Here is a 16330-nt window from a genome sequence, read left to right on the forward strand (position 1 = left end):
TCAGATTCCGAAGATCCTGCGGTGCTGCGGATTCACAGCCTCCACATACTCAGGGTGCCGCTGGATGAACCCGACCACGAAGGGGCACATGGGAATGACCCATTTTCCAGCGGCTCTGGTCTCATCAAGGGCCTGACGAATCAGGGCACTCCCAATGCCCTTGCCTTCTATGCTCTCATTCACCTCAGTGTGGGCGAACATCACAGCCCCTTCCAGAGGGCGGTACTCGGCAAAAGCCACCACTTCTCCGTTCAGGACGGCTTCATAATGCTTCAGTTCGGTCTGGTTTCTGATGGTGATGTCTGACACCGGTGATGCCTCCTTCCATGATCCTAAGGGTCTGGTGTTGAGTTGTTTCAGCTTCGCGTCACAGTCCGGTTTTTTCAACCTTTGACGGTGATCAGGGGTTCAAGTTCAGCCACAGGCTGCGCGATCTGGGCACCTTGCAGCGTTTCCATGATGGCCTGAATGTTCTTGTAGGCGTCTGGGGCTTCCTGCAGGAGTTCTTTCAATTTCTCCCGGGCCACATCCGGGCGGGTCCGGGCAAAGTCCACCGGAGTCACCACCCTGTGCTGCCTGAGCAGGTCATCCAGATCCTGTGTGGAGCCCTGCATGGCCTGCCCACGCGACAGCACCCGTCCTGCCCCATGACTGGCACTGCTCAGGGCCTCTCTGAGACCCAGACCTGCCAGCACAAAACTGCTGGTGCCCATCGACCCCGGGACCAGCACAGGTTCACCGGTGAACCTGAAGGGCGTGTTCTGCATGGCCTCAAAGCCTCTGGCAGGTGTGGCCCCTTTGCGGTGGATGTACGTTCCGTCTTCCTCCCAGATCATGTTGTGTGTCGCGTCATAAAGCAGCGGGAAATCTGTGGGCATTTCAAGGTCCTGAAACACAGCACGCACCATCAGGGCCAGCATCAGGCGGTTTGCAGTGGCAAAGTTGCACCCTGCATTCAGGGCGTCCCAGTTCTGCAGTACGGTCTCCTCATGCACCTCTGCATTCGGAACAGGATACAGCTGGTTTCTGGGATGGACCAGACCTGCAGGATAGAGGCGTGAAAGGTGCTCCCGGATCATGGAAGCGCAGGTGTACCCCACCGAGACCGAGCCAGAATGCACCATCACCACCACCTGATCTTTTCTGAGGCCCCAGGCATGGGCAATGCCAGGATGCAGGATGTTTTTCACCCGTTGAATTTCCACAAAGTGGTTGCCTCCGCCCAGGCTCCCGATCTGGCCATCCCGGGTGAAATCCCTTTGTCCCAGGAAATCTTCAAGGCCCAGAGTGTTCCTTGCACGGCGACTGCCCAGCGATTCTGTGTGCTCTGCCTCATGGGTGAGGTCCTGGTCATGGAAAAGCTGCCACAGGCCTTCCTGAAGAGAACGGGGGGTCGTGTCCATCAGGCCCAGCAGACCTTCTCGCAGCAGGGCTTCACGCTGGAGCCTGTTCATGGGGATGTTGCGCCCGGCTTCAAAAAACATGCGCCTGAGTTTCGGGATCAGGGCTTTTTGGTGACCCAGGACCTGTTCTGCAGTCAGGCTTGTGGTGTGCAGGCGCATCCCACACCCCACATCGTTGCCCACGGCCTGGGGCAGGAGAAAACCACGGGTCTGCACGACAGTCCCCACAGGGATGCCTTTTGCCTTGTGAAAATCAGGGGTGAGGACCACTTTTTGCAGGCCTGCACCCTCAGGAAAAGCCTCTGGAGCATGACTGGACCAGCGATTCATGGTGCCTTGCACTTCCAGCATCTGGCGAAGCTCCCGCACGGCCCTCTGATCGAAGGCGACATTCTCACCCGCAAACAGGGTGACTTCCGGGAGGTGGGAATCTTGAAACGACCAACGGTAGCGATCAATTCTGGAAAACATGTTGCCTCTTGGTGTGCTGTGAAACTGAAACAGCATCAATCCACCCTCTTTCAGGGCAGATCAGGTTTCAGAAAGGGCCAATAAATGAAGACCACGCCTCACAGCAGCAACTGAGGCTCTGGTTCAAAGGTAGCAGAGGCAGCAGGAAAAGGCATGCATCAGGTGACTTAAGCCAACCCGCATGCAAAAAAAAGTCGGCCTGCAAGCCGACAGAAATTTGAGGTTGAACGGACAGAACGCTGCGCTTCAGACTTGACTGGGTCCTGTGGTCAGGATGCCTGCCTCGGTGTCGGGGTCTGCTTCTTCCCGGGCACTCAGGACGAACGAGACGAGGGTGATGCAACCAAAAAATCCAAGCATGACGAGCGCTTCCATGTCCGGTCCTCCTGTCCTTTTCTGCCTCACAGCAGGTTCACGTCGCTCAGGCTCCACCTGATGCAGAGCCCATATTGAAATCCGTGAAATCATTGTGGTGCATGAGGTTGAAGTGCAGGCAAAGCCAGGCTTAGGGTGGGCTGAACATTGTGTGCCATCACACTTGATTTTTTGTTCAGCTTTCATTCAGTCAGGCAAAAAACAAACCCAACTTTCGCCAGGTCTGACAGGAACAACAGTTCAGTGGTAAAAGTTCGAATCGAAAGCGGTGGATCGTGAAGGCTCTGCCTGTGCTTGCATTTCACGGGACTCCATGGCTGAGATGACAGTGGCAACCGCCAGAAGCATTAAAACAAACAATACAATCCAAATGACAAACATCATGAACCTCCTGAAGGCAAACTTCTGACCCTTGAGGTCAGCGAAAGAGGTTGAATTTGCCTTGATGATATTGTGACATCTGGCTTCCTAAAAAAGACAAGACTTGAATAAACAGCCCTTAAATTTGTAACAACACCGGCAAAATACAGTTTTTCTTCAGCCTGGGTGTTCGGAGACCAAACAAGGCAGCAAAAAATTCAGATGTAATCCGTGACCTGTCCTGGATCAATGCCATTGAGCCTGCGGTACATCATGATCGCCTGCCTGTCTGAAAAAGAGGAAATGATGTCCGCCACCAGACGCGCCTTCTTTGCCACGTAGACAGCAGGGTCGGCTTCCATCAGAAGTTCAATGTCTTCCAGAAAACGTGGGGGCACGATGTTGCGCTGGTAGTCGTCCTCAATGCTGCTCCAGTAGATCCGGAACAGGTTTTCAATGATGTTGCGGTACCCGCGTTGCTGGGTGCCCAGTTGTGGACGATGGATCACGTAGGCCCAGATCATGCGCCTGAAGAAAGCCAGTTCAACCTTGTAGGTGGGATCAATCACCAGGCCTGTTCCAGTTGCATTCAGGCGAATGTTGCTGACGTAGTTCGCAATGAAGTTTGAAGCTGCGGACTTCAGGGAGGCATGTTCAATCCGCCGACCCGAGTAGAAGTCCCCCACCATCAGGTCAATGGCGTTGCGGATGCATTCCCTGGCCTCTTTTTCATCCATGTCGATGTCTTTGAGCACCAGATGCTTTTCGCGTTCAAAGAAGCGCTGGAAGAAACCATCCTGTTTCATGTTCTCTGCGGGAAGGATGCCCGCCCGGTAGAAATCCACCAGATCGTGAATGGAGTAGGCGATGTCATCGGCGTAGTCCATGATCTGCGCCTCAAGGGTGGGCTCTTCGGTCTGCCGACCAGAGCGCACAAACTCGAAGTACTCCACATCGTCCCGGTACGCCCCGTACTTGCGGTGGCGCTTCAGTTGCACCTCGTCTGTGGGATCAGAAGGCTTTTCCCCTCTCAGGTAGGGGTATTTCATGGCGGCAAGCAGGGAGGCCCGGGTCAGGTTGAGGCCCACGTAGCTCTGGGACTGCACCGCCAGACGGGTCACGATGCGAAACGACTGGGCGTTTCCTTCAAAGCCGTCCGGGTCATGGGCACTGACCAGTTCATCAAGCACTGCCTCCCCGATGTGACCAAAAGGAGGATGGCCCAGATCGTGAATCAAGGCGGCGGTTTCCACCACATCCGGATCGATGTCAGGAAGAGGTTTCTGCCTGCGCTGTTTGCAATCCCGGATGAGCTTTTCAGCAATGCGTCTGGAGATCTGCGAGACCTCCAGCGTGTGGGTCAGGCGGTTGTGAAACGCGTACCCGGTGGGGGTGATCACCTGGGTGATTTCGGCAAGCCTGCGGAACTCATCGGTGTAGAACACCCGATCCCGGTCGCGGGCATAGGCGTTCCGCTGGTCCGGGGTGTCCAGATGTTTGCGCTCCTGACGCCTGGCCTCCTGCATGACCTCTAAAGTAACCAGCATGGGGAGGGTTCGTCAAATTTTTGAGGATGCCGAGGGCCGAGAGCCCAGAGCTGAGAGCCGAGGGCAAAAATACAAAGGGCAAAAGCAGATTCAGGATTTATGCTGCGTTTTGCTTGACAACACTGACAAAAACTGTGCTTACACTGCAAAAGCATTGGCTGTAAAGCATTTGGCTCTCGGCAAATCTTCCACTGTTCCCAGCACACAACCCACCCGCTCAGTTGCGCCCCTCCACTCCCCTTTTCTTCCGCAGGGTGCGGTCTGGGAGGACCCTCAGGGCCCCTTCGGACACCAGCATCCACACCACGGCCCGCACGTCATCTTCGTGCAACTGAAAGTGCCTCTGTTCTCTCAACTCCTGCGACACCTCGGAAAAGAGGGTGAGGGGCCGTTTGGCTTTGCGGCTCGACAGGTGGCTGAGCACCACACTTTTCACGGCTGTGACCTGTGCGTCTGTCATCATCTTGACTCCCAGCATGGTTCAAAAGGTACTTTCATGCTACACCCACGGACATGAGGTGTCGTTCAAAAACCTTCATTTTGAAATTCAAATTCTTTTTTGAAGTAGATCTTTTCCTTCTCCAGCAAAGCATTTTATTTTTCTTTTATTTTCTACACATTCACTCATTTTTGTAAGAAATCCCGTCATGTTCACTTCAGCGGCTTTCTATGATGAAACCAACACGCAAGTGTTGACAGCTCATTTCTTCAGTGGGGCACCTGAAAACAGGTGTCCGGGGAGGGTTATGGATACAATTCAGGTGTACACCCAACAGTTTCTCAACTATCTGCCGCACTTGCTGACGGCACTTCTGCTGGCTGTTGCAGCCTTCGTGGTTGCCACCCTGGCCCGCACACTCACCGTCAAGGGCCTCAGGGCTGCCCACGTGGATGAACGTGTGGCAAAACACCAGCAGGGCGAACCCGTGCACATCAGCAAAACCGTTGGAGACATTGTCTACGGTCTGGTGCTGCTGTTCTTCCTGCCAGGCATTCTGGGGGCTCTGGGCCTCAACAGCCTGCTTGCTCCTGCCACAGGGTTCCTCAACAACTTCCTGAGCTTCATCCCCAGAATCTTCGGGGCCGTGATCATCATGGTGATTGGTGCATTTGTGGCCAAGCTGCTGCGCTCCCTGGTCACCAATGTGGCCGCCACAGCAGGCGTGGATCGTCTGACCGTGCGTGCAGGCCTTCCTGCCGGAGCCCACATCTCCAACCTGCTCGGGATTGTGGTGTACGGTCTGGTGATCATTCCCTTCATCACCGCCGCCCTGGACGCTCTCAACATGACCGCCATCACCCAGCCCATCAGCGACATGCTGAACCGCATCCTGGCTGCCCTCCCCAACATCTTTGCTGCGGCCGCTGTGGTGGCCCTGGCTTTCTTCATTGGCCGTTTTGTCAGTGATCTGGTGCGGGGTCTCCTCACCAGCATGGATTTTGACCGCCTGCCCCAGCTGCTGGGCTTCCAGCCCTCGGGCAGCCCCACCACCGGAAACGGCACCCCCAGTGCCATCGTGGGTCACATCGCCCATGCAGCCATTGTGCTTTTCGCTCTGGTTTCCGCCTTTGAACTGCTGCACGCCGACAGCCTCGCCCAGCTCACCCGCAACTTCATTCAGCTGATCGGGCAGATTGCCCTGGGCATGGTGATCTTCACCGTGGGTCTGCTGGTTGCCAACCTGCTGGCAGGTGTGGCCGCCCGCGCCAGTGGAGCCAATGGTCGACTGCTGGCCGGGGTGGCCCGCTGGTCCACCATTGCCCTCTTCGGAGCCATGGCCCTGCGCCAGATGGGCATCGCCAATGAGATCGTCAACCTGGCTTTCGGTCTGACCCTCGGGGCCATCGCTGTGGCTTTCGCACTGGCTTTTGGCCTGGGTTCCCGTGAAACCGCAGGCAAGATCACCGAACGCTGGAGACAGCAGCTGGAGAAACCCGGCAACACCACCGGACCTTCCACCGCTTCTTCTGCCTTCAACAATCCCACCGACTGAGCCCGCCCTGCAAGAAAGAACCCCGAGACAATCTCGGGGTTCCTTCTCATGAATTTTTGGTCTTCTTCTTTTCCACCTGGGAGAGTGCACTGGCGGCCACACTTTTGGCCTTCTTGCTGGCACTCTTCGTGCGGAGGATGCTGGATGCCTTGCGTGCCACGGATTTGCTGGTGGTTTTGGTCATGGATCACCTCACAGCTCTCCCTCTGCCTCCAGCATGACAGACCTGCAGCGACAAACCATGACCCTTCCCACAGGATCAGGCCATCAAAAAGGACAATAAAAAAATCGGCTCTTCGCCGACTGATGTAAAACATTATAGCATGGTATGCAAAATACGGCAACGTTATCCAGCCGATCCCTCTTGCACGGACCCGAGAGGTGCATATGCAACCGAAAGGCCTGAAAAGAGTCTTTATACTCGAACCTGTTGTTCTGCTGCACCGCTGCTGCAGCCCAAGGGAGACCCATGACTCAACACCGTTTTTACGTTGGAACCTACACCCAGGATGTCCCACACATTGCCAAATCTGCCGGGAAGGGCATTTATGTTCTGGACCTCGATTCCACCACAGGACAGCTGACAGAGGCAACCCTGGCAGCAGAACTGGTCAACCCCTCTTTCGTCGCGGTCCATCCTGACAGAAAAACCGTGCTGGCCGTCAGTGAAACAGAGCAGGGAACAGTGTCCAGTTTTCAGGTCAAGGAGGACGGCACCCTGCAACTGACCAGCACCCAGTCTGCTATCGAAGGGGCCACCTGCTTTGTGAGCACCGATCTGGAAGGCAAACTTGCCCTGGTCGCAAACTACATGGGCGAGGTTTCTGTGCTGGCCTACCCCATCACCGAAGAGGGTGCCCTGCTGCCCCATCAGGCCCTGGACCGACATGAGCACCACACCCAGCGTGAAGGCCAGGACAGTCCCCATGCCCACTGCATCCGCTCATTGCCCGGTGGGCGGTATGTGGCCGCCACCAACCTCGGCACCGATGAGGTGTACGTGTATGACCTTCAGGGAGAAAGTGGTCCTCTGAGCCGTGTGCACATCGCCTCCTTCCCGGAGGGCTCCGGTCCCAGGCACATTCAATTTGACGCTTCTGGGAAGCTGGCTTACGTGTGCACAGAACTGTCTTCCCAGCTGGTCAGCTTGCGTGTGGAACCCGAGACCGGGGTGATGCTCGCCCTGAACATCGCCTCCACCCTCCCTGAAGATGCACAGGGAACAGAGAACTCCACCTCAGAAGTGCTGGTCAGCCCGGAAGGCCATTTTGTGTATGTGGGGAACCGGGGCCATGACAGCATTGCTGTTTTTCAGGTGCAACAGGACACTGGAGAGCTCGAATTGCTCAGCACTGCATCCACCCAGGGCAAAGGTCCGAGGGGCATGGCCCTGTCTCCAGATGGACAATTTCTGCTTGCTGGAAACCAGGACAGCGACACCATCATGGTGTTCAGACGGGATGCCCAGGAGGGCGGACTGGAGCCTGTAGGGCTCTTTCCCTGCCCCACTCCGGTCAGTCTTGCATTTGTGCCAGAGACCTGAAGAACAACATAAAAAAGAGGCCAGATGTTCTGGCCTCTCTTCTTTTGACACATGGGGCAGTGGGTCATGAGTTGAGAAAAAAGCTCGCTGTGAACTGTAAGCCCTGTAAATCACCCCAGCCCTCTTGATGCCTCTAAAACACCCTCCACAACTCAGGCGGTCATGCTGCTTGAAACTGCAGGCAGGGGCAGGGAAAGGCAGGGCATGAGCTGGCCCCCGGTGTAACCTCCGGGAAGGCCCTCAAGCTGCACATGCTGGTGTTCACCTGTGCTGTCCACGCAGTAGAATTTCAGGCTGCTCGCCGGGGTGAGGTGCCTGAACAGGGCCTCTCTGTAAAAAGCATTGATGACACGGTACATGTCGCAGTCCAGTTTGTGGGAAGGCCTGGGAAGGCGGAACATCACCGTGACCTGGTGGCGGTCATCGTCGGCATACACATCCACCTTGCACTGATCGGTGCGTTGTGGGGTGGGCAAGGGAAATCGAGGATGGGAATAGATCAGGTCCATAGCTGCTGGTCCTCCTATGGGTCTGCTGCTCTGAATGTGAATGGTGATTTCTGGAAGAGGTCAAAGCTGAGCAGCAGAGACGTTCATCCTGTGGGCAGAACTTGCCTGTGAGATGTTGAACCTGTGCTGTCAGATGTCTTTACTTTAAGCAGTCTGCATGAAAGGTTTTTTACCGTTGATATGTGTTTCATGACAGCAGACTGAGGCAAAACCACCCCTTCTCAGAGGCACCCCTCAGCTGACCTTCCAGAAGGTCATCGATCATCCAGAGGTTTGTGTTCAGGCGGATCTGGCGTTCTGCTGTTCTGCACCCTCTTCAGGATGCCTGAGCATTTCGTGTTCCATCACCTCGCTGAACACCTTGACCACCTCAGGGTCGAACATGCTGTTCGCACAACGCTGGATCTCTGCCATGGCTGCCTCATGGGTGAAGGGTTCCTTGTAGGGCCGTCTGGAAATCAGGGCATCATACACATCCACCACTGTAAAAATCCGGGCCGCAAGGGGAATGGAGTATCCAGCCATCTTTGCAGGATAGCCATTGCCATCCCAGCGCTCATGGTGATGCAGGATCACATCCAGGGTGGCCTGCGGAAGGCTGGGAATGTTTTTCAGCATCTCAAAACCGATTTCGCTGTGCTTCTTGACCTGCTCGAACTCCTCAGGGGTCAGCCTGCCGGGTTTGAGGAGGATGTGGTCCGGGATGGCAATCTTTCCGGTGTCGTGCAGGTAGGCCCCCCAGCGCAGGGCGTCCAGTTCATCTCCATTGATGCCCAGAGCACGACCCAGCAGGTCGGACAGTTGCACCACCCGATCCGTGTGGCCTTTGGTTTCGTAATCCCGGTACTCCAGCACCATCCCGATGGCTTTGAGGGTCTCCTCCCGACTGGTGGAGAGCTTCTCGATGTAGGTGTTGCGCTCAAAGGCGTGCGAAATGCGGTCTCTGACCGCCCGCAGGATGCGACGGGTGTTCCCGGTGAATTCCACTTTGTCTGTGCAGGTCCCAAGGGCAAGAAAGCCCTGGATGCGGCCATCTGCCGTAACCGGCAGGACAGCCACCTGAAACGCATCCATACGAGGCAGAGACTCAGCAGGTTCACAGATGGGTTCTGATGCACTGAAGAAAGCCGGAGTTCCCTTCAGAAAAGCGTGCAGCAGCCTGGGACCAGCAGCCTTCAGGTAACGTCCAAGCAGCACTTCCCCTTCTTCTGGGGAGAGGTTCAGGCAGGTGTCCACCTGGTACTGGTGGTCCGTCACCTTCACAAACATCCCGTAATCAAACGGAATCACCGCTGTGCAGTGCTTGAGGGCAAGCTGAATCACGTCCGAGGGATCGCTGGCCTCCTCGAGCTCCTCGGCCAGGGTGACCAGCTGGGTGGAGGTGGTGAGGGAAGCCATCAGCTCCTGACGGGCCACCACACGGTCCGAGATGTCCAGGCTGGAAGAAATGAACCCGTGGCACACCTCACCCTCCCAGATCAGACGAAATGCCGTTTCACACCACAGGTGATGCCCTTCTTTGTGACGGATGCGGTACTCCAGCATGTGCTGGTCTGCGTGGCGTTCCACTGCCGCCGTGACCTCCTGTTCCACCATCGGCCAGTCCTCCGGGTGAATGTAGCCGTAATCGGGAATCGCCAGAAATTCCTCGGGCGTGTATCCCAGAATCGCTGTGATGGAAGGGGACACATAAGAGGCATGGAAATTCGCATCAAACTGCATGATCAGGTTGACCGTGTTCTCGGCAATCAGGCGAAACTGGGCCTGACTTTCCTCCAGAGCGCGGCGGATGCGACTTTTCTCGGTGACATCCAGAATCACCCCAAGACGTGCCGGGCGGCCCTGGTACTGCAGGTCCTGACCATGCACCTGCACTTCAATGGACTCACCGCTTTTTTTCAGGTGCACCCAGGTCTGTTCACTGTTCTTGCTCTGGTGCTGAACCACATGCTGCAGGTGCTGCATGAGCATCTGGTGTTCCGATTCAGGCCGGATGTCCAGCAGGGTCATCTCCAGAAACTCATCGCGGCTGTAGCCGTATTTCTGCAGGGCGGCCTGATTGACTTCCAGAAACTGCAGGGTGCTGTTGTCATAGACCCACATGGGCAGGGGATTCAGTTCAAAGGTGGCCTGAAACAGTTCACCTGATTCTGGAACACAGGCTGCATGGGCAGCGGGCACAGTGGGGGTGGTGGTCTGCACCTCTGAGCAGGTGATCTCCAGTCCGGTGTCTTCTGCAGCAAGAGATGCTGCATGGTGTCGTGTTGGAAAGTGAACGGTCACGGCAGCGTCCTTTCTACAGGGCGTGCCAGCATGTTCTTGGAGGGGATGGGTGAATTTCTCCTCATGCCGGTCGCACCACTGACTCCACACATTCCAGGTGCCCGAATACGGAATGTGCTTCCATGTCTCATGAGTGGGCAAAATGCCACTTCTATTCTGAAGCTTAACTGAGTTCCAGAAACAGTGTCAACCGTCCTGAACGTTTTTGTCCAAAAAAGAGCTTGCTGAATTTCTTACACTCTGATTACTTAAAAAATACAAATTTTACTTATGTTTCCAAAGGTTTTCAATCTGAACTCCAGTGGCTGAGAAAGAACAGCTCTTTCCATGCAAATCAAAGTGGGTGCTCTGGGGATTTGAATCCCAGAGCACCCCTGCAGTTTCAAAGCAAACCGCTCAGGTAATCGGCAATCCCCACCCGAATGGGCATGAAGTAGATGTTGCCCCTGTTTTCCTCCACCCAGTGCAGTGCCTGTGACACAAAAGCCCGGTTCCAGTCCAGCGTGGGCTGAAAATCCTTGGGAAAGATGGCCCGGTTGCGGGTCTCCCAGTACCGTCTGGAGCGCTCCCCCACCACCGAGGTCACCCCCCAGAAGATGGGCAAATCCCGGCATTCGGACTGCTCGAACATCTCCTGGAAAACCCCCATCAGGCGCAGGTCAAAATAGGGCTGGGTGAAAAAGCCCTCTGCACCGGCTTCCTGTTTGCGTTCCAGGTACTCGAGTTCACTGCGCAGGCTGGAACGGTAGGGGTCCAGCCCTGCATAGACCTTGATCTCTGGAAGCTCCCGTTTGAACTTGCGAATGGCATCAATGCAGGAGGTCGGATACACCTTGCGACTCATGTCGGTGGGCGGATCTCCCGTCACCACAATCACTTCCCTCACCCCAGATTCCAGAAGCTGGTCAGCAAAGGGCAGGGGTTTTTTCACGTTCAGGTCGATGGACCGGAAATGGGGAATGGCACTGTTGCTGGGCAGGATCTGCTGCACCGGGCGGCACGCCTGCCAGCTGCGGATGTCATACCGCATCAGGTCAGGCAGGTTGATGGTGTCCACCCTGGGCAGGTGCTGCTGGATGTAGCTCAGCTCCTCCTGCAGGTGTTCGAAGGTTTTGGGAACCAGTTCTACGGCAATCCGCATGCTCCACAGTGTAGAGACTCCACTGCGGTTTTCCAGGCTGAAATCTAGTCCTCTATGGGGCAGGACTGCCCTGAAGGGTTCAAACTCAGGCAAATCCCCAGCTTGCAATCAAGATCATTTTTTCATCAGCCGCACCTGATATGCTGAATTCATGATCGCCGAGGTCGTGGTGGAAAACTCCATCGAGGTCAGGGAAGCCCAGAACATGGGGGCGGACTCCCTGCTGCTGGTGCGCAACCTCAAGGAGGGAGGCATCAGCCCGGACCTGAAAACCATCGGGATGTGCATGGATGCAGCCCGGGTTCCCCTGTCCATTCTGGTCCGCCCAGACAACGAGAACTATTCCTATGAAGAGGGCCGCCGCCGCCGGACCCTGAAGATTCTGGAATTGTACTGGAACCACGGCATCCGCAACATCACTTTCGGGGCCATCCACAACACTGTGATGGACTGGGACCTGCTGGAAGATGCCATCACCCACGGCTTCAGCGTCAACATCAACCTGGCTTTTGACCACACCCTGGACCTCACCAAAAACTATCTGCAACTGGCCATGTACCCGATGGTCCGCCAGGTGACCACCCGGGGCAAGGCCGAAACGGCGCTGTCCGGGCAGGATGAGATCCGCACCCTGGTGCACCTGGACCGCCCCAACCTGCCCCTCCTCGCTGAAAGCACAGGCCTGACCCCGGAAAACCTCAAACCTTTTCTGGAACACAGTGGCGTTCATGGCGTGCAATTTGGTCTCACAGCCCGGGAACGCAGTGGCAAATTCAATTTTCTGCATCTGGAAAGCTGCATTGGCATCATGCGCAAGCATGCCCGCAGCCAGCAGGCGGGAAACTCGGTCACGCCAACCCGATTCCGCTTCTGAGGTCCCTGGATTTCAGGGTCAATGGACAGCCAGGCAATAGGTGCGGCACACCTCTTGCAGTGCATCAAAGTTGCTTTTGTGGATCAGGCAGACCCACCCCTGCTCGGGATGTCCCTGGAACTGCAGCACATAAATGCGGTGCAGGCCCGTCTGAGCAACCTTTTCCAGAATGGCCTGCTCCAGAGCAGATTCATATTCCCAGAAAGAGGGATGGTCTTCACGGCGGACCTGCAATCCAAACTGTTTCTGTGCATAGTCCACCAGACTGCTTTCGGTGTACCCTGACCCTCTTGGCCCGTACTGGTAGCACAGGTCGGCCAGGTCGCAAATGCGGCCTGCAGCTTCTCTGGGAACATCGTACAGGTGATGGGTCGGTATGCGGTGGTGCTCCATGATTTCCAATTTAAAGACAGAAAGTCATCAGCGATGTGATCAACACGGCTTTTTTCATTTTGAATTCAGGTGGCATACCTGGGTGATAAAGCGATGATTTTCAACAACGACAACAGAATAAGGTCTTAATGTTTTACATTTTCTGTTGTTTTCAGATCCTCAGAAGAAATGTTTCTTCACGTGATCCCATAAATCCATTTTGACTTTAGATTTTAAATCAATCTTGATGAAGCATATTATGATTTGAGTGAATTCTTCTTTCTGGCGACAAAATACATCAAAGCCCAATGAGCTTTCTTCAAAAAGAGTCTAAAGTCATCGGGAACACAATTAAAATTGTGCACAATGAACCAGGTGCATTTGTTCAACACAAAAGACAGAAGCAGTTAAAATTGTATCTGTGAACACCATGTATCACCTCCGGCTGCTTGGCGATACCCTGCTGCAAAAAGAAGGACAGACCGTGCATCTGGGAACCCGCAAAGCCCTGGCCATTCTGGTGTATCTGGTCTTTCAACCCGAGCGCATCAACCGCCTGGAACTGGCCACCTTGCTGTGGCCCGAACAATCCGAAGACCGGGCCCGGGGAAGCCTGCGCCAGGAACTGTCCCGCCTCGCCCAGACTCTGGGAGACGTGCTGAACCTTGAAGGGCAGTGGGTGTCCCTGCAGCGCAGTGCCTTCAGCGTGGACGTGTGGACTTTTCAGGAAGCCATGCGCGATCAGGACTGGGAAAAAGCCCGCACGGTTTACAGAGGACGTTTCCTGCAAAGCTTCTTCCTGCGGGACAGCAGCAGCTTCGAGGACTGGCAGTACACCCTTCAAGAAGAGCTCCACCACCACTACACCGAGGTGTTGCTGGAACACGCCAGAGGGCTCACCCAACAGAACCATACGGAGCTGGCCCTGGACATCCTGCAGGAAGCCATCCGGCATGACCCCCTCCAGGAAGACCCTTACCTGCGCAGCATGGAACTGTACCGCCTGAAGGGAGAAGAAGCCAGCATTCACCGCACTTATCAGGCACTGGTCAAGATTCTGCAAGAAGAGCTTGGAGAGGAACCCAGCCTGCAAGCACAGCAACTGTACGCCGTTCTGCAACGTCCAGAACGCTCGCCGCTGCCACAGAGAAGTGGGCTTTTTCTGGGACGGGACACTGAACTCCGGGAAGTCCTGGCCCTGCTCAGGCGACCAGACTGCAGGCTGCTGAACCTGATTGGCACCGGAGGCATCGGCAAAACCCGTCTGGCCCTGGAAACCGCCCACACCCTGCAAAATGAAGGACAGAAAGTCCACTGGGTGCAGGTGAGCAGCACCTCCCTCTTCTCTGCAGTGGCAGACAGCCTCCTGATCCCTGCCCTGGGCCGTGGAGACCTCAGAGAGGCCATCCGTTACCACCTGAGCCTGCACCCCACCCTGATGGTGCTGGACGAAGCCGAACTGCTCGACAGCCCCCATGAAGTTGCATGGTTGCTGGAATACACCCCAGTCCAGTTGCTGCTCACTTCACGGGAACGCCTGAAACTGCGCAACGAGTGGATCTACGAACTCGGTGGCCTGATGCTGCCAGAAAGCGGCTGGGATGCTGCCGCCACCCGACTCTTCATGTACACCGCCCAGCGCATCCGCCCGCAATTCCTGCCTTCTCTCCAGGAGCGGGAAGACATCACCGAGATCTGCAGGCTGCTTTCTGGTTTCCCTCTGGCCATTGAAATTGCAGCCACCTGGGTGCGCTTCATGGGGTGTCAGGACATCCTCTCTCACCTGCGAGAAAGCCTGGACTTTCTGGACGTGCCCCTCACCGACCGGCCAGAACGCCAGCGCAGCCTCAGAAGCATTCTGGACTCCACCCTGGTCACCATCCCCAAAGAAGCCCGGGCGGCTCTGGTTTCCCTGGTTCCCTGCTGGGGAGGTTTTGACTTCAGGGCTGCCCTGCACATTTCCAAAGCCAGTGCGAGCACCCTGGCCCTGCTTGCAGACCACAGCCTGCTGCAACAACCCAGACTCGGTGAGTTCCGCATGCTTGAAGTGCTCAGGCAGCACCTGCGTGCAGAAGTGCCGCAGCAAGCTTACGCAGACCATGCCAGTTACTACGCGGCCCTCCTGACCGAACACGCTGGAAACCTGCGAGGAGGCCGCCAGCAGGAAGCCGTGCAAATGCTGTCTGCACACAAAAGCAACCTGCACACCGCCTGGAAGTGGGCTGTCCAGAGCCTCAACACAGATCTGCTTGAGGAGATGATGCAGGGCATGTTCCTGCTCCATGAGATCAAAGGATGGTTTCAGGAGGGGGTCTCCCTCTTTGAGGAAGCTGCAAACGTCACCACTGGCCTCCTCCACAGTGCCATGCTCGCCCGCACAGGCCGTTTTTATTACCGCCTGGGGCGTTTTCAGGAGGCGAGAAAAGCGCTGGAGCAGAGCCTCAATGAAAAGCACGCCTCCAGGGAAACCACCTTCATCCTGAACAACCTCGGTCTGGTCTCCCTGGCCCTCGGGGACCTTCACGGTGCCCTGTCCCAGTTCACCCTCAGCAGAGAACACGCCACCCTGCACCAGCAGACCTGGCATGAGGCCAACACCCACTACAACACTGGACTCACCCACCAGGCCCTGGGAAATTACACCCAGGCTGAACAGGACTACCAGAAAGCCCTGGACCTGTACCAGAACCTGCAGGACACCCGGGGCATGAGCCTGTCTCTGTCCGGTCTTGGACAGGTCAGCCTTCACCTCGGGCACTACATCAGTGCCCAGAAACGCCTTCAGGCGGCTCTGGAGCAGGCAGAGCAACTCGGAGACCTCTTCGCCAGAGCAGGGTCCCTCCTCAACCTCGGGCGTGTCCAGCAATTGCAGGGGCAGACCCAGATCGCCCTGCACACCCTGCAGGAAGGCCTCTCCACCTTTCAGCAGGTGGGAGACCAGTCTGGAGTTGCCCGCACCCTGATTGCCCTCAGCGAACTGCAGGCCCCTCAAGAAGCCACCGAAATGTTGCACAGGGCCCTGCAGACCAGTCAGGTGAGCCACTACACCTGGGGGGAAACCCTGGCCCACCTGAACCTCGGCAACCGCCACCTGGAACTGCATCAACCCGACGAGGCCAGATACCACCTGCAATGCTGCCTCAAACTGGCCCACAGGCTAAAAGCTTCCCTGCTGGTCACCCAGGGTCTGTTCAGCAGCCTTCCTTTGCTCACTGTTCCCCTGAAGACCAGGGTCACGCAGTACTTGCACAGGAACCCTGGCACCGAACAGCGCTACCGGGAAAAACTGGAGATCCCTGCAAGTGTTCCTTCAGAAATCAGCGAAGATCAGCTGATGCAAGATGTTTTTGCCGCCTTACAGGCATGAAAAAAGGACACGGGCGTGCCCGTGTCCTGCAAAACAAAAGAAGAATCCCCTGGAGCGAACCCCAGGGGATGTAATCTGTTTGGTTGAACGA

The 16330-nt window shown here is 56.1% G+C and carries 14 protein-coding genes and 1 riboswitch; of the genes, 4 read left to right on the forward strand and 10 right to left on the reverse strand.

Annotated elements, in window-relative coordinates:
* The 5 genes from DC3_RS26420 to DC3_RS26435 all read right to left on the reverse strand — a co-directional run bounded on the left by DC3_RS26420 (nucleotide 1) and on the right by DC3_RS26435 (nucleotide 4619).
* Nucleotides 1-387 (reverse strand): GNAT family N-acetyltransferase, encoded by a 387-nt coding sequence (locus tag DC3_RS26420; RefSeq protein WP_307724759.1) that lies wholly within the window; start codon nucleotides 385-387, stop codon nucleotides 1-3.
* Nucleotides 384-1874, reverse strand: a complete 1491-nt coding sequence (locus DC3_RS26425) for an RtcB family protein (protein ID WP_186816282.1) — start codon at nucleotides 1872-1874, stop codon at nucleotides 384-386. The genes DC3_RS26420 and DC3_RS26425 overlap by 4 nt, the downstream gene beginning before the upstream one ends.
* A gap of 246 nt (nucleotides 1875-2120) precedes the next feature.
* A complete protein-coding gene (locus DC3_RS30060) occupies nucleotides 2121-2249 on the reverse strand; it encodes a hypothetical protein (RefSeq protein WP_281292603.1) in 129 nt (42 codons plus the stop codon).
* A gap of 578 nt (nucleotides 2250-2827) precedes the next feature.
* Entirely contained in the window at nucleotides 2828-4156 is a 1329-nt protein-coding gene (locus DC3_RS26430) for a deoxyguanosinetriphosphate triphosphohydrolase family protein (protein ID WP_146890911.1), read from the reverse strand.
* Nucleotides 4157-4373: 217 nt separating this feature from the next.
* Nucleotides 4374-4619 (reverse strand): hypothetical protein, encoded by a 246-nt coding sequence (locus DC3_RS26435; protein ID WP_146890914.1) that lies wholly within the window; start codon nucleotides 4617-4619, stop codon nucleotides 4374-4376.
* Between the two features lie 283 nt (nucleotides 4620-4902).
* On the opposite strand from DC3_RS26435, the gene DC3_RS26440 reads away from it, so the two are divergent.
* Nucleotides 4903-6150 carry a mechanosensitive ion channel gene (locus DC3_RS26440; protein WP_186816283.1) on the forward strand — a complete coding sequence of 416 codons (1248 nt, stop codon included), beginning with the start codon at nucleotides 4903-4905 and terminating at the stop codon, nucleotides 6148-6150.
* 46 nt (nucleotides 6151-6196) lie between these two features.
* Here the strand turns inward: DC3_RS26440 and DC3_RS29415 are convergent, their stop codons facing one another.
* Nucleotides 6197-6334 carry a hypothetical protein gene (locus tag DC3_RS29415; protein WP_186816284.1) on the reverse strand — a complete coding sequence of 46 codons (138 nt, stop codon included), beginning with the start codon at nucleotides 6332-6334 and terminating at the stop codon, nucleotides 6197-6199.
* Between the two features lie 285 nt (nucleotides 6335-6619).
* On the opposite strand from DC3_RS29415, the gene DC3_RS26445 reads away from it, so the two are divergent.
* Nucleotides 6620-7693, forward strand: a complete 1074-nt coding sequence (locus DC3_RS26445) for a lactonase family protein (protein WP_146890920.1) — start codon at nucleotides 6620-6622, stop codon at nucleotides 7691-7693.
* Between the two features lie 152 nt (nucleotides 7694-7845).
* Here the strand turns inward: DC3_RS26445 and DC3_RS26450 are convergent, their stop codons facing one another.
* The 3 genes from DC3_RS26450 to DC3_RS26460 all read right to left on the reverse strand — a co-directional run bounded on the left by DC3_RS26450 (nucleotide 7846) and on the right by DC3_RS26460 (nucleotide 11626).
* Nucleotides 7846-8202, reverse strand: a complete 357-nt coding sequence (locus DC3_RS26450) for a hypothetical protein (RefSeq protein ID WP_146890924.1) — start codon at nucleotides 8200-8202, stop codon at nucleotides 7846-7848.
* Nucleotides 8203-8481: 279 nt separating this feature from the next.
* Nucleotides 8482-10485, reverse strand: coding sequence for an HD domain-containing phosphohydrolase (locus tag DC3_RS26455; protein ID WP_146890927.1), 2004 nt, complete (start codon nucleotides 10483-10485; stop codon nucleotides 8482-8484).
* Nucleotides 10486-10540: 55 nt separating this feature from the next.
* Nucleotides 10541-10624, reverse strand: a riboswitch (cyclic di-GMP riboswitch).
* A gap of 243 nt (nucleotides 10625-10867) precedes the next feature.
* On the reverse strand, nucleotides 10868-11626 hold the full coding sequence (locus DC3_RS26460) for a methylenetetrahydrofolate reductase (RefSeq protein WP_146890930.1): 759 nt from the start codon (nucleotides 11624-11626) through the stop codon (nucleotides 10868-10870).
* Nucleotides 11627-11777: 151 nt separating this feature from the next.
* Here DC3_RS26460 and DC3_RS26465 point away from each other — a divergent pair, with 151 nt between their 5' ends.
* A complete protein-coding gene (locus tag DC3_RS26465) occupies nucleotides 11778-12500 on the forward strand; it encodes a copper homeostasis protein CutC (protein ID WP_146890933.1) in 723 nt (240 codons plus the stop codon).
* An 18-nt stretch (nucleotides 12501-12518) separates the two neighbouring features.
* On the opposite strand, the gene DC3_RS26470 is transcribed toward DC3_RS26465, so the two are convergent.
* Complete coding sequence (locus DC3_RS26470) at nucleotides 12519-12893, reverse strand: hypothetical protein (protein WP_146890936.1); 375 nt, start codon at nucleotides 12891-12893, stop codon at nucleotides 12519-12521.
* Nucleotides 12894-13302: 409 nt separating this feature from the next.
* On the opposite strand from DC3_RS26470, the gene DC3_RS26475 reads away from it, so the two are divergent.
* A complete protein-coding gene (locus DC3_RS26475) occupies nucleotides 13303-16239 on the forward strand; it encodes an AfsR/SARP family transcriptional regulator (RefSeq protein ID WP_246130823.1) in 2937 nt (978 codons plus the stop codon).
* Nucleotides 16240-16330 lie beyond the last annotated feature (91 nt).

It is taken from the genome of Deinococcus cellulosilyticus NBRC 106333 = KACC 11606 (assembly GCF_007990775.1).
GTDB classification, from domain to species: Bacteria; Deinococcota; Deinococci; order Deinococcales; family Deinococcaceae; genus Deinococcus_C; species Deinococcus_C cellulosilyticus.

Coding starts and splice junctions, on each gene's coding strand:
- DC3_RS26450 (WP_146890924.1), bottom strand. CDS start 8,202: ATGGACCTGATCTATTCCCATCCTCGATTTCCCTTGCCCACCCCACAA.
- DC3_RS26435 (WP_146890914.1), bottom strand. CDS start 4,619: ATGATGACAGACGCACAGGTCACAGCCGTGAAAAGTGTGGTGCTCAGC.
- DC3_RS26470 (WP_146890936.1), bottom strand. CDS start 12,893: ATGGAGCACCACCGCATACCGACCCATCACCTGTACGATGTTCCCAGA.
- DC3_RS26465 (WP_146890933.1), top strand. CDS start 11,778: ATGATCGCCGAGGTCGTGGTGGAAAACTCCATCGAGGTCAGGGAAGCC.
- DC3_RS30060 (WP_281292603.1), bottom strand. CDS start 2,249: ATGGAAGCGCTCGTCATGCTTGGATTTTTTGGTTGCATCACCCTCGTC.
- DC3_RS26460 (WP_146890930.1), bottom strand. CDS start 11,626: ATGCGGATTGCCGTAGAACTGGTTCCCAAAACCTTCGAACACCTGCAG.
- DC3_RS26440 (WP_186816283.1), top strand. CDS start 4,903: ATGGATACAATTCAGGTGTACACCCAACAGTTTCTCAACTATCTGCCG.
- DC3_RS26430 (WP_146890911.1), bottom strand. CDS start 4,156: ATGCTGGTTACTTTAGAGGTCATGCAGGAGGCCAGGCGTCAGGAGCGC.
- DC3_RS26425 (WP_186816282.1), bottom strand. CDS start 1,874: ATGTTTTCCAGAATTGATCGCTACCGTTGGTCGTTTCAAGATTCCCAC.
- DC3_RS26475 (WP_246130823.1), top strand. CDS start 13,303: ATGTATCACCTCCGGCTGCTTGGCGATACCCTGCTGCAAAAAGAAGGA.
- DC3_RS29415 (WP_186816284.1), bottom strand. CDS start 6,334: ATGACCAAAACCACCAGCAAATCCGTGGCACGCAAGGCATCCAGCATC.
- DC3_RS26445 (WP_146890920.1), top strand. CDS start 6,620: ATGACTCAACACCGTTTTTACGTTGGAACCTACACCCAGGATGTCCCA.